This is a genomic window from Pseudomonas sp. LB3P14 (assembly GCF_054898045.1).
The window spans coordinates 6,967,820-6,981,613 of sequence record NZ_CM142714.1; the positions used below are offsets into that span (position 1 = coordinate 6,967,820).

The 13,794-nt window shown below is 61.5% G+C and carries 10 protein-coding genes; all 10 read left to right on the forward strand.

Annotated features, from left to right (window positions below; all coding sequences use genetic code 11):
- Positions 1-46: 46 nt before the first annotated feature.
- Positions 47-1,459, forward strand: a complete 1,413-nt coding sequence (locus tag ACYZT5_RS32045; protein ID WP_462048861.1) for an amino acid permease — start codon at positions 47-49, stop codon at positions 1,457-1,459.
- A 304-nt stretch (positions 1,460-1,763) separates the two neighbouring features.
- Positions 1,764-2,555, forward strand: a complete 792-nt coding sequence (locus ACYZT5_RS32050) for an enoyl-CoA hydratase/isomerase family protein (protein ID WP_462048862.1) — start codon at positions 1,764-1,766, stop codon at positions 2,553-2,555.
- Between the two features lie 51 nt (positions 2,556-2,606).
- A complete protein-coding gene (locus tag ACYZT5_RS32055) occupies positions 2,607-3,767 on the forward strand; it encodes an acyl-CoA dehydrogenase family protein (protein WP_462048863.1) in 1,161 nt (386 codons plus the stop codon).
- A gap of 18 nt (positions 3,768-3,785) precedes the next feature.
- Positions 3,786-5,885, forward strand: coding sequence for an acetate--CoA ligase family protein (locus tag ACYZT5_RS32060; protein ID WP_462048864.1), 2,100 nt, complete (start codon positions 3,786-3,788; stop codon positions 5,883-5,885).
- Positions 5,886-5,895: 10 nt separating this feature from the next.
- Positions 5,896-7,503, forward strand: coding sequence for a 5-guanidino-2-oxopentanoate decarboxylase (locus ACYZT5_RS32065; protein WP_462048865.1), 1,608 nt, complete (start codon positions 5,896-5,898; stop codon positions 7,501-7,503).
- 27 nt (positions 7,504-7,530) lie between these two features.
- Positions 7,531-8,721: a pyridoxal phosphate-dependent aminotransferase gene (locus ACYZT5_RS32070; RefSeq protein ID WP_462048866.1), complete on the forward strand. Its 1,191-nt coding sequence runs from the start codon at positions 7,531-7,533 to the stop codon at positions 8,719-8,721.
- Positions 8,714-10,129 (forward strand): aldehyde dehydrogenase family protein, encoded by a 1,416-nt coding sequence (locus tag ACYZT5_RS32075; protein ID WP_462048867.1) that lies wholly within the window; start codon positions 8,714-8,716, stop codon positions 10,127-10,129. The genes ACYZT5_RS32070 and ACYZT5_RS32075 overlap by 8 nt, the downstream gene beginning before the upstream one ends.
- A 106-nt stretch (positions 10,130-10,235) precedes the next feature.
- Positions 10,236-11,837 carry an ABC transporter substrate-binding protein gene (locus ACYZT5_RS32080; RefSeq protein WP_462048868.1) on the forward strand — a complete coding sequence of 534 codons (1,602 nt, stop codon included), beginning with the start codon at positions 10,236-10,238 and terminating at the stop codon, positions 11,835-11,837.
- A 165-nt stretch (positions 11,838-12,002) separates the two neighbouring features.
- Positions 12,003-12,962, forward strand: a complete 960-nt coding sequence (locus ACYZT5_RS32085) for an ABC transporter permease (RefSeq protein WP_462048869.1) — start codon at positions 12,003-12,005, stop codon at positions 12,960-12,962.
- A 3-nt stretch (positions 12,963-12,965) separates the two neighbouring features.
- Positions 12,966-13,793: an ABC transporter permease gene (locus ACYZT5_RS32090; protein WP_462048870.1), complete on the forward strand. Its 828-nt coding sequence runs from the start codon at positions 12,966-12,968 to the stop codon at positions 13,791-13,793.
- The last annotated feature ends 1 nt before the right edge of the window (position 13,794 follow it).

Genomic DNA, 13,794 nt, shown 5'->3' on the forward strand with positions numbered 1-13,794 from the left:
CTCCCTGCGCCATGCCGCGTACCTCGCTGACTCCTGAGGTGCGGACATGAACGACACTACCGAACGCAAAGGCATCCAACTTACCCGCGCCCTGAAAAGCCGGCACATTTTCATGTTGTCGCTCGGCGGCGTGATCGGCACCGGGCTGTTCATGGGCTCCGGCGTGACGATCAACCAAGGCGGGCCGGTGGGGGCGATTCTGGCCTACCTGGTCGCCGGTTTCCTGATGTACCTGGTGATGGTCTGCCTGGGCGAACTGTCCGTGCAGATGCCGGTATCCGGTTCGTTTCAAACCCATGCCACCCAATTTATCGGACCGGCCACCGGCTTCATGATCGGTTGGGTGTACTGGATGAGCTGGGCGACCACCGTGGGTCTGGAGTTCACGGCGGCGGGCATGTTGATGGTGAGATGGTTCCCGACGATTCCTATCTGGTATTGGTCAGCGCTGTTCGTGGTGGTGTTGTTCGGCCTGAACGCATTGGCGACGCGCGCCTTCGGTGAAGCGGAATACTGGTTCTCCGGGATCAAGGTCGCGGCGATTCTCGGTTTCATCGTGATCGGAGTTTTGGTGATTTTCGGTGCGATCCCGCTGAACAGCGGTGCGCCGGCGCCGATGATGAGCAACCTGATCGGCGACTCGTTGTTCCCCAACGGACTGTCGGCGGTGTTCGCGGTGATGATGACCGTGGTCTACGCCTTCCAGGGTTGCGAGATCATGGGTGTGGCGGCTGGCGAAACCGATCAGCCGGAAAAAAGCATTCCGCGCGCGGTTCGCAATGTGGTGTTTCGTGTGTTGATTTTCTATGTGCTGGCGATTGTTGTGCTGTCGGCGATCGTGCCGTGGCAGCAGGCCGGGCTGATGGAAAGTCCGTTCGTGCAAGTGTTCGACATGGTCGGCATTCCCTACGCCGCCGACCTGATGAACTTCGTGATTCTCACGGCGATTCTGTCGGTGGGTAACTCCGGGCTGTACGCCTCGACGCGTATTCTGTGGGCCATGTCAAAGACGGGCATGGCGCCCAAAAGCCTGTCGCCGTTGAGCAAGCGTGGTGTTCCATTGCGGGCGTTGAGCATCACCTTGTGCTTTGCGCTGGTGTCGCTGATGACCAGTTTTGTCGCGGCGGACACGCTGTTCATGGTGTTGATGGCTGTGAGCGGGATGTCGGGAACGGTGACCTGGATTGTTATCGCATTGGCGCAGTACAAGTTCCGCAAGGCTTACCTGCGTGATGGCGGCAAGCTCAGCGATTTGAAATACCGGGCGCCGTGGTTTCCGCTGCTGCCGCTAATGTGCATTGCGTTGTGCTGCTCGCTGTTTGTATTCCTCGCGCTGGATGAGACTCAGCGTCCCTCCCTGTATTGGGGGTTTGGGTTTATTGCCTTGTGCTATGGCGCTTATTTCGTGATTCATCGTAAGCGTCAGGCGGCTTTGGCGCCTAGTTTGTCTCGGATTTAGCGGTAGGCGACTTGATTGGGTGTATATCCGTTTTTTGGTAGCGGCCGCTACCGAAGAAATGGATATGCCCCCAACTCCAACCCCAACAAACCAAACCCATCCTGTACCCAGTTGTTCAAAGTTGTAACAGCCTTTCCCTCACATTTCCTCGATCAAGAAATAAACCGTTTAAAACCAACAACATATCTTTGTTTGTAAGTTGTTACAGCCCTGTCGACCACCGATTGCCGCCTTACTGAACACTCGTTTAGTATGGACTCCAGTCGCATCACCTCACGCCAAACACAATAATTCGAGGATTCGCATGACTACTCAATCTTCTCTGCTCAGTCAGGTTGAAGCCGGTGTTGCCTGGATCACCCTCAATCGCACTGCTCAGCGCAATGCGCTGGACATCCCGACCCTGAAAAACCTTCACGTCTTGCTTGACGACCTCAACGCCGATCCCGCTGTTCGGGTCGTGGTGCTGACCGGTAGCGGCCGCAGTTTCTGCGCTGGCGCCGACCTCGCCGAGTGGGCCGAAGCCGAAGCCCGTGGTGCTCTGGAAACCTACGGCTGGACCGAAACCGCACACGCCTTGATGAGCCGTTTGTACAGCCTGGAAAAACCCACCCTCGCTGCAATCAACGGCACCGCCGTCGGCGCCGGAATGGACCTGACGCTGTGCTGCGACTTGCGCATCGCGGGTCAGTCGGCACGATTCAAGGCCGGCTACACCAGCATGGCCTACTCGCCGGATGCCGGTGCCAGTTGGCATTTGCCACGGCTGATCGGCACCGAACAGGCCAAGCGTTTGCTGTTTCTCGATGAGTTGTGGGGCGCGGACCGGGCCTTGGCCGCTGGCCTTGTCGGCGAAGTGTGTGCCGATGAGCAACTGCTCGAGGTGACCACTGAACTGGCCACGCGCCTGGCCAACGGCCCGACTTTCGCCTTCGCCCAGACCAAGAAACTCATGCGCGAAGGCGCCGAGCGCAGCCTGCCGGTACAACTGCAAGCCGAACTGGCCTCGGGTCTGCTCTGCGGTCGCAGCGAAGACGGTGCCGAAGCCTTGCGCGCCGCCATCGAAAAACGCCCGGCACGGTTTGTCGGCAAATAAGCCCGCAGTTGCCACGCACCTCTAACCCGTGAACGAACAACAGGTAGCACCATGAATTTCCAACTGACCCAAGAACAAGAAATGTTGGTGGACGCGGTACGTAGCTTTGTCGCCAAGGAACTGCTACCCCATGAGGAAGCGGTCGATCGCGCTGACGAAGTCTCCCCGGAGCTGGCCGCGCAGATACGCGGCAAGGCGATTGCGGCGGGTTTCTATGCCTTCAACATGCCTGAAGAAGTGGGTGGTGGAGGTCTGGATTACCTGTCCCAGGCGCTGATCGAACGTGAGCTGTCCAAGGTGTCATGGGCGCTGCATGTGTTCGTCGCGCGGCCGTCGAAAATCCTCATGGCCTGCACAGGGGATCAGATCAACGACTACCTGCTGCCATGCATCCAGGGCGAGAAAATCGATTGTTTCGCGCTCACCGAACCGGGCGCCGGTTCCGATGCCAACGCGATCAAGACCCGTGCCGTGCGCGAGGGTGATGACTTTGTTCTGAATGGCAGCAAACACTTCATCAGCCATGCCGGGCACGCCGATTTTGCCATTGTCTTCGCGGTCACCGACACCTACGAGCACAACGGCCGCAAGCGCAACGCCGTGACCTCGTTCCTGGTGGATCGAGAAACGCCGGGCATGACCATCCGCCGTGGTCCGAAGTGTGTGAGCAATCGCGGTTATCACACCTACGAAATGTTCTTCGACGACTGCCGTGTCCCGACGTCCAAAGTGCTGGGTGAAGTCGGCAAGGGGTGGGAAGTGGCCAACGCCTGGCTCACCGCCGGGCGTGTCATGGTGGCGGCCAACTGCGTCGGTCAGGCGCAGCGTGCGCTCGACGTATCGCTGCAATGGGCGGCGGATCGCAAGCAGTTCGGCCAGCCAATCGGCACCTATCAAGGCATCTCGTTCAAGCTCGCGGACATGGTCACGCAGATCCGCGCGGCCGAACTGCTGACCTTGCACACCGCCTGGAAAATGGACCAGGGCACCATGACCGATGGCGAGGCCGGCATGGCCAAACTGTTCGCCAGTGAAGTGCTCGGTCGGGTGGCTGATGAAGCGGTGCAGATCTTTGGCGGCATGGGCCTGATGGATGAATGCCCGGTGGAACGCATCTGGCGTAACGCACGGATCGAGCGCGTTTGGGAAGGCACGTCGGAGATCCAGCGCCACATCATTTCCCGCGAACTGCTGCGGCCGTTGCTGCGCTGATCAGCCTGGAGAATACGTATGTCGCAGACGATTCGTGACAACCTCAAACGCCTGCTCGCGCCGCGCCACCTGGCGTTTGTCGGTGGCCGCAGCATGGCCCGGGCACTCAACCGCTGTGCCGAGGGGGGATACCTTGGGCAGATGTGGCTGGTCAACCCGCAGCACGAAAGCCTCGAAGGCGTGCCGTGTGTGCGCAGCGTCGCCGAGCTGCCGTGCGGCCCGGACGCGGTGTTCATCGCGACGAACCGTGAACTGACCCTGACCTGCGTCGCCGAGCTGGCTGCAAAGGACGCGGGCGGGGCGATCTGTTACGCCTCGGGGTTTGCCGAGACCGGCGACGAAGGTCAGGCCTTGCAGCAACAGTTGCTCAAGGCGGCCGGCCACATGGCGTTGCTCGGCCCGAATTGCTACGGCGTTCTGGACTATCTGCACAGCTCGGCGCTGTGGCCGGTGGCTCACGGCGGCAAATCGGTGGAGAAGGGCGTCGCCATCCTGACCCAGAGCGGTAACTTCGCCTACAACGTGTCCATGAGCGACCGCTCATTGCCCGTGGCTTACATGGCATCGGTCGGCAATCAGGCGCAATTGGGCATCGCCGAATTGATGGACGTGCTGCTCGACGAGCCGCGCGTCACCGCCATCGGATTGCACCTCGAAGGCCTGAAAAACGTGCCGGGCTTTGCCCGGGCCGCGCACAAGGCGCTGGAGAAGGGCATTCCGATCATCGCCTTGAAAACCGGCGTGTCGCAGATCGGCGCCGAACTGGCCATCAGTCACACCAGTTCGCTGTCCGGTTCCGATGCGCTGTACGACAGTCTTTTTGCGCGCCTTGGGGTGATCCGCGTCAGTGGTCCGGTGAGCTTTGTCGAAACCCTCAAGGCTGCGGCGTGCGGCAAGCTGCCGTCGGGCAACAGCCTGATCGCGCTGGCCTGTTCCGGCGGTGATGCCGGATTGATTGCCGACTATGCCGAATGCAACGACCTGGGCTTGCCGAAACTCGATGAAAGTCAACGCAGCGAGCTTGCCCAAGTGCTGCCGAGCTACGCCAACCTGGTCAATCCACTGGATTTCACCACAGCGATCTGGGGCGATAGCGAAGCCTTGACCCGCATGCTCGACAGCGCCCTGCGCACCGAAGCCGATGCGGCGATGCTGGTGCTCGATTACCCGTCGGAGTTCACCGGCGAACGCAAGGAATGCGACCTGCTGCTGGAGTTGTTCTGCGCCGCGCTGGTGCGGCACGGCAAGACCGGTTTCGTCACCTCGGCCTTCCCTGAATTGTTGCCGGCTCACGCTCGTGAACGTCTGCACGCGCAAGGCGTGGCGGCGCTGCAAGGTGTTGAGGATGGACTGGCCGCGTGGGGCCGAATCGCCGGCTATCAGCGCAATCGTCAGGCGTTGCTGGCGCTGGGCGAGTCGGCGCTGGTGCCGTTGTGTCCGCAGGCACTGGAAGGTGACGGTCGCTTGCTCAATGAGTGGGCATCCAAACTGGCCTTGCGTGCCTTTGGCCTGCCGACACCCAATGGCGTGCTGAGCACTCCGGACAACGCATTGAGTGACGCAAACAAGCTGGGTTACCCGCTCGTGCTGAAAGCGGTCAGCACGCAACTGCCGCACAAAACCGAAGCCGGCGCCGTGGCGCTGAACCTCAAGGATGCCGCCGCCCTGAGCGCTGCACTGGAAAAAATGCGCGCGAGCATTGCCGGTTATGCGCCGCAAGTACCGTTCGATCAGGTGCTGCTGGAGCCCATGGCCACTGCGCCGTTGGCTGAATTGATCGTCGGCATCAAGCGAGAAAACGACTTCGGCCTGGCCTTGGTCATCGGTGCCGGCGGGATTCTGGTGGAGCTGCTCAAGGACAGCCGCAGCCTGTTGCTGCCCAGCACCGACGGCGCCATTCGCGCGGCGTTGCTGAGCCTGCGCAGTGCGACCTTGCTGCAAGGCTTTCGCGGTCGCGAAGCGGCGGACCTCGACGCGCTCGTGGCGGCGATTCGTGCTGTGGCCGATTACGCCTGCGAGAACGCCGGGCAATTGTTGGAACTCGATGTGAACCCATTGTTGGTCGGTGCCCATGGCACGACTGCGGTCGATGCGTTGATTCGTCTCGGCCACGAGTGAGGATGTGAACATGCAAACCACGACATTGACCGGCGGCCAGGCCCTGGTGCGTCTACTGGCCAACTACGGCGTCGACACCGTGTTCGGGATTCCCGGCGTGCACACGCTGGAGTTGTATCGCGGCCTGCCCGGCAGCGGCATTCGCCATGTCCTGACGCGCCACGAGCAAGGCGCCAGTTTCATGGCCGATGGCTATGCGCGCGTCAGTGGCAAACCAGGCGTGTGCTTCATCATCACCGGGCCTGGCGTGACCAACGCCGCGACCGGCATCGGTCAGGCCTATGCCGACTCGATTCCGATGCTGGTGATTTCCAGCGTCAACCACACCGCCAGCCTTGGCAAAGGCTGGGGCTGCCTGCACGAAACCCAGGATCAGCGCGCCATGACCGCACCGATCACCGCGTTTTCGGCGGTGGCGTTGAGCGCCGAGGATCTGCCCGGACTGATCGCCCGCGCTTACGCGGTGTTCGACAGCGAACGTCCGCGCCCAGTGCATATTTCAGTGCCGTTGGATGTGCTGGCAGCGCAAGTCACCCGTGACTGGAGCAACGAGGTGGTGCGTCGTCCAGGGCGCGGTCCGGCATCGAGCCAGGCACTTGAGGAGGCCGTGGCCAAGCTGAAAAGCGCCAAGCGGCCGATGATTATTGCCGGCGGCGGTGCATTGAATGCACAGCAGGCATTGCACGAACTCAGCACCCGACTGGCCGCGCCGCTGTTCACCAGCGTCGCCGGAAAAGGCTTGTTGGCGCCGGATGCACCGCTAAATGCCGGCTCGACTTTGTGCGTGGAACCGGGCTGGAACCTGATCACCGAGGCCGACGTAGTGCTGGCAGTCGGCACCGAAATGGCCGACACCGATTTCTGGCGGGAGCGCCTGCCGCTGAATGCCAAGTTGCTGCGCGTCGACATTGATCCGCGCAAGTTCAATGACTTTTACCCGTGCGCGGTGGCGTTGCACGGCGATGCGCAGCAAACCCTCGCCGCGCTGCTGGAGCGTTTGTCGCCCACCCCACGCGATGCCAGCGCGGCCATCGCTGCCGTCGCCACTTTGCGTGAAGCGGTGAAGGCCGGCCACGGTCCGTTGCAGTCGATCCATCAAGCGATTCTTGAATGCATTGGCGCCGAGCTGCCGGACAACGCGTTCATCAGCACCGACATGACCCAACTGGCCTACACCGGCAACTACGCCTTCAACAGCCTGGCACCGCGCAGTTGGTTGCACCCGACTGGCTACGGCACCTTGGGTTATGGCTTGCCAGCCGGTATCGGTGCCAAGTTTGGTGCGCCGCAACGGCCAGGGTTGGTGTTGGTGGGCGACGGGGGTTTTCTCTACACCGCGCAGGAACTGGCGACAGCCGTTGAAGAGCTGGACAGCCCGCTGGTGGTGTTGCTCTGGAACAACGATGCGTTGGGGCAGATTCGCGACGACATGCTCGGGCTGGATATCGAGCCGATCGGCGTGTTGCCGCGCAACCCGGACTTCGCCGCGCTTGGCCGAGCGTTCGGTTGCACCGTGAGCCAGCCGCAGAGTCTGGCGCAACTGCAAACCGATTTGCGCCACGGCTTCAAACGCAACGGCGTGACCCTGATCGAACTCAAGCACGCGTGTGCGCACTGACTTACATTTTTTTACAGGGGTATCGCCATGCGCTTTTCCGATCTGACTCAACGTATCGCCGGTGACGGCGCCGCCGCCTGGGGTATTCATTACCGTGCGCTGGCGCTGCAAGAACAGGGCGAAGACATTCTACTGTTGTCGGTGGGCGACCCGGACTTCGACACCCCGGTGCCCATCGTGCAGGCCGCCATCGACAGTCTGTTGACCGGCAACACTCACTACGCCGAAGTGCGCGGCAAGCGCGCCTTGCGTGAAAGTATCGCCAAGCGTCACCAGCAACGCAGCGGCCAGCAGGTCTCGGCCGATCAGGTCACCGTGCTCGCCGGTGCGCAGTGCGCGTTGTTCAGCGTCGCCCAGTGTGTGCTTAACCCCGGCGATGAAGTGCTGGTCGCCGAGCCGATGTACGTCACTTACGAAGCGGTGTTCGGTGCGTGTGGCGCGGTGGTGATTGCGGTGCCGGTGCGCTCTGAAAACGGTTTTCGGGTCCTGCCCGAAGACGTCGCGGCCCGCATCACGCCACGCACGCGTGCGCTGGCGCTGAACAGTCCACACAACCCGTCGGGCGCCAGTCTGCCGCGAAGCACCTGGGAGGCGCTGGCCGAACTGTGCATCGCCCACGACCTGTGGCTGATTTCCGATGAGGTCTACAGCGAGTTGTTGTTCGAAGGAGAACACGTCAGCCCGGCCAGTTTGCCGGGCATGGCTGAGCGCACCGCCACGCTCAACAGCCTGTCGAAATCCCACGCCATGACCGGCTGGCGAGTCGGCTGGGTGGTGGCGCCGACGTCCCTGTCGACGCACTTGGAAAACCTCGCGCTGTGCATGCTGTACGGCTCGCCGGATTTCATTCAAGACGCCGCTGTCGTCGCGCTTGAAAGCTATTTGCCGGAACTGCAAGCCATGCGTGACGCCTACCGTCAGCGCCGCGATCTGGTCTGTGAAAGCCTGGCCGACTGCCCCGGCGTACGTGCCTTGAAACCCGACGGCGGGATGTTCGTGATGGTCGATATCCGCGAAACCGGACTCAGCGCCCACGCGTTCGCCGACCGCTTGCTCGACCGCCATGGCGTGTCGGTGCTGGCCGGCGAAGCGTTCGGTCCGAGCGCCGCCGGGCATATTCGTCTGGGGTTGGTGGTGGGGGCAGAACCGCTGCGTGACGCCTGCCAGCGCATCGCCCGGTGTGCCCGTGAGCTGATGGAGGCTCGCCAGTATGCATAACTACAAAACGCTGTTTATTGATGGTCACTGGCAAACCCCGTCCGGACAGGGCATCGCGCAGGTGATTAACCCGGCCACTGAAGGCGTCGCCGGCTCGGTGCCGCTGGGTGATGAACGCGATGTAGACAGGGCGGTGGCAGCCGCACGCCGGGCGTTTGGTCCCTGGGCGCGCACGCCCTCGAGCGTGCGCGCCGGCTACATCCGTGCCCTCGCCGAGCAGTTGCGCAAGGGAGCCGATGAGATGGCCGCGGTGATCACCGCTGAGCTGGGAATGCCGGTGCAATGGTGCCGTTCGGTTCAGGTGGACGGGCCAATTGTGGGGCTTGAACAATACGTCGAACTGGCCGGCCTGATGGACGAAGTGCGCGAGGTTGGAAATTCGTTAGTGATTCGTGAGGCGGTGGGCGTTTGCGCCTTTATCAATCCGTGGAATTACCCGCTGCATCAATTAATCGGCAAGCTCGCTCCGGCGCTGGCCGCCGGTTGCACCGTGGTGGTCAAGCCGAGTCAGGAAACCCCGTTGCACGCCTTTTGGCTGGCGCGGATGATCGAGGCCATCGGCTTGCCGGCCGGGGTGTTCAACCTGGTCAGCGGGCCAGGTTCGAAGGTTGGCGAAGCGTTGGCCAAACACCCGGACGTGGACATGGTGTCGTTCACCGGTTCCACCGGCGCCGGTGTGCGCGTGGCGCACGCGGCGGCGCCTTCGGTGAAACGGGTGTGCCTGGAACTGGGCGGCAAGTCGCCGCTGCTGATTGCCGAAGATGCGGATCTGGCAGCTGCCGTGCGTTACGGCGTGCAGGACGTGATGATCAACTCCGGGCAGACCTGCACCGCGTTGACCCGCATGTTGCTACCCGCCAGCCGTTACGCCGAAGCCGTGGAACTGGCCATCGCCGAAACCCAAAGTCTGCGCATGGGCGACCCGCTGGACCCGCAAAGCTTCCTCGGGCCCATGTGTTCGGCGGCGCAACGTCGCACCGTGCTTGACTACATTCAGGTCGGCCAGCAGGAAGGTGCGCGATGGGTGTGTGGCGGTGAGACAACGCGGGAGTTCGAGCATGGTTTCTACGTCCGTCCAACCTTGTTCGCGGATGTCGACAACCGGATGCGCATCGCTCAGGAAGAAATCTTTGGTCCGGTGCTGTGCCTGATTCCTTACGCCGACGAAGCGCAGGCCATTCAGATCGCCAACGATTCGCCGTTCGGGCTGTCCAGCGGTGTCTGGGCCGGCAGCACTGAACGCGCCTTGCTACTGGGCCGTCAGCTGCGGGCGGGGCAATGTTTCCTCAATGGCGCTGCATTCAACTATCAAGCGCCGTTCGGTGGCTACAAACAATCGGGCAATGGCCGTGAATGGGGTGAAGAAGGGCTCAACGAGTTCGTTGAAGTGAAGGCGATTCAGGTGTGACCGTTGACGATTCAATTGATCTGCGCACCGGGCCTTGGCCCGGTGCCTTGCGTGGTTTTAATCCGGTAATTCATTACTTACGCTGCTTTTGATCAGGGGCAATGCAATGAGCGATAACAAAAACAAGATTACTCAAGCGAACCATGAATTCAGTTTTCCTCGTCGGGACTTCCTCAAATACAGCGCAGCGGCGGCTGCCGTAGCGGGCACGTTTTCCATGGGATTACCGATGGGGGCTTTCGCCGAGGAAGCCACACCGAAACCTGGCGGCGTGTTACGCCTGGGCCTGGCGGGCGGCAGCACCACCGATTCAAAAGACCCCGGCTCCTGGAGCGACACTTTCACCTTCGTCGGCTTCTCGGCGATCTATAACACCCTGACCGAAATTGCCGTGGACGGCACCGCGATTCCAGAACTGGCCGAGAGCTGGACGTCGACCCCCGACGCGCGCATCTGGACCTTCAAACTGCGTCAGGGCGTGACCTTTCACAATGGCAAAACCCTGACCGCCGACGACGTGGTTGCGTCAATCCAGCATCACCTCGGTGAAAAATCCACTTCAGCGGCCAAGACCGTTTTGGGCGATGTCGCCAAGGTCAGCACCCAGGGCACTGACAGCGTGGTGTTCGAACTGCATTCGGGCAACGCCGACTTCTCTTATGTGGTCGCCGATTACCATTTGGTGATCATGCCCGGCAAGGACGGCGTCCCGGACTGGCAAGCCGGTGTCGGCACCGGCGGCTATCGCCTCCAGGCGTTCGATCCAGGTGTGCGCATGGCCCTGGAGCGCAGTCCCGATTACTGGAAATCGGACCGGGCGCATTTCGCCAGTGCCGAGCTGATTGCCATTTCCGATGGCGCTGCGCGGATCAATGCGCTGGTCACCGGGCAAGTCGATGTCATCAACAAGGTCGACCTGAAAACCGTGGCCTTACTCAAGCGCAACCCGCACCTGGTGATCGAAGAAACCAAAGGCGCCCAGCACTACACCTTCCCGATGTTGTGCGACAGCCAGCAGTTCCAGAACAGCAATATCCGCCTGGCGATGAAGTACGCGATCAATCGCGAAACGCTGCTGGCCTCGGTGCTGCATGGCTATGGCTTGGTGGGCAACGACCATCCGATCCAGCCGGGCAGCCGCTTCATCAACACGGCGCTGGAACAGCGCACTTACGATCCGGACAAAGCGCGTTTTTACCTGCGCCAGGCCGGTGTCGATTCGCTCAAGGTCCGTCTGCAAGCCTCCGACGCGGCCTACGCCGGCGCGGTGGATGCGTCGGTGTTGTTCAAGGAGCAGGCCCGTCAGGCCGGGATCGATATCGACGTGGTCCGCGAGCCGGCCGACGGCTTTTTCTCCAATGTCTGGATGAAGCAACCGTTCACCACTTCCTTCTGGTACAGCAGCCTGACAGCCGACCGGATGTTCAGTATCGGTTACGCCAAAGGCGCGGCGTGGAACGAAACCCATTGGGACAATCCGCGTTTCAACCAGTTGCTCAACGCCGCCCGAGGCGAGATGAACGACCCGCTGCGCCGTGAGATGTACAACGAAATGCAGTCGCTGTGCCGGGACGATGGTGGGGCGATTGTGCCGTTGTTTGCCAGTTCGGTGGCGGCGCGGTCGAACCGGGTCGCGCACGGCGGCCAGACTGCGCCTTATGGCGAACTGGATGGGTTGCGCGTCATCGAGCGCTGGTGGCAGGCGTAAGGGACTTTAAAACAATGAAGATCAACTGTGGGAGCGGGCTTGCTCGCGAAAGCGGTTTCACATTCAACACATTCATTGACTGGCACACCGCCTTCGCGAGCAAGCCCGCTCCCACAGTAGAAATTTGCAGTCTTTGCAAGCGTGCCCGATTCAAGGAACCGCACGATGAATAGTATTTTCAAGCTGTTGGCGCAGCGTTTGGCGTTGGGCCTATTGTCGCTGTTTGCGGTGTCAGTGATTATTTTTCTCGCGGTCGGCATGCTCCCGGGTGACATTGCCCAGGCCATGCTCGGTCAGTCCGCCACCCCGGAAACTGTCGCGGCATTCCGTGCTCAACTGGGCCTGGACCTGTCACCGCTAACCCGCTTCGGCCACTGGATATGGCACTTGCTACAAGGTGATCTCGGTGTCTCGCTGGCCAATCTGCGGCCCATCGCCGAACTGGTCGCCTCGCGTCTGGGTAACACCTTCAGCCTGGCGGCGTTGGCGGCGCTGGTTTCCGTTCCGCTCGCCTTGTTGCTGGGCATGCTTGCGGCGCTGTATCGCAACAGCTGGTTCGACCGTTTGCTCAACACGACGGCGCTGAGCGCGGTGTCGTTTCCGGAGTTCTTTGTCGCCTACATTCTGATCCTGGTGTTCGCGGTGAAACTCAATTGGTTCCCGAGCATTTCCAACCTCACACCAGACGCATCCTTCGGCACCGTGCTGGAACGCTCGGTGCTGCCGGTCGCGACATTGAGCCTGGTGGTCATTGCGCAGATGATGCGCATGACCCGCGCTTCCTTGATTAATCTGCTGGCCAGCCCCTACATCGAAATGGCCCGGCTCAAGGGTATCAGCCAGTCGCGCATCATCTTCCGTCACGCCTTGCCCAACGCACTGGCACCCATCGTCAATGTGGTGGCGCTGAACCTCGCTTACCTGGTGGTCGGCGTTGTGGTGGTCGAGGTGGTGTTTGTCTATCCGGGCCTTGGCCAATTGCTGGTGGACTCGGTGGCCAAACGCGACATCCCGGTGGTTCAGGCCTGCAGCCTGATTTTCGCGGCGACCTACATTCTGCTCAACACCACGGCCGATGTGCTGTCCATCGCCAGCAACCCACGCCTGATGCATCCGAAGGGGTAGAACATGAGCCTGCTCAAACAATTGCTCCGGGCACCGCTGAGTGCCAAGTTCGCAATACTGGTCATCATCCTGTACGTCCTGGTGGCGCTGTTCGCTCCGGTGTTGGCGCCGTACGGCGAAACGCAAGTGGTGGGCGAAGGCTTCGCGCCGTGGAGCGGCGAGTTTCTGCTGGGCACCGATAACCTCGGCCGGGACATGTTCAGCCGCCTGGTCTACGGCGCGCGCAACACCCTGGGCATTGCCTTCCTGACCACGGTTCTGGCGTTCTTGCTCGGCGGCTTGAGCGGATTAATCGCAGCGATCAAGGGCGGTTGGGTCGATCAGGGCCTGTCGCGGGTGGTGGATATTCTGATGGCGATCCCGCAACTGATCTTTGCCTTGCTGATTCTCAGCGTGGTCGGCACCACAGCGACGTCGCTGGTGTTGGTGATCGCGCTGCTGGACGCGACTCGAGTGTTTCGCCTGTCGCGGGCGGTGGCGATGAACGTGGTGGTGCAGGACTTCGTCGAAGCCGCACGTCTGCGCGGTGAAGGCTTATGGTGGCTGGTGACCCGCGAAGTGTTGCCCAACGCCGCCGCGCCATTGATTGCCGAGTTCGGCCTGCGTTTCTGCTTCGTGTTTTTGTTCATCAGCGCGCTGTCGTTCCTCGGTCTGGGCATTCAGCCGCCCACCGCCGATTGGGGCAGCATGGTCCGCGACAACGCGGTGCTGATTACTTTCGGCGACGTCAGTCCACTGTTGCCAGCGCTGGCCGTGGCGTTGATTACGGTCAGCGTCAACTTCGTTGTCGATTGGATGCTGCATAAATCCAGCGGCCTCAAGGAGTGCTGAA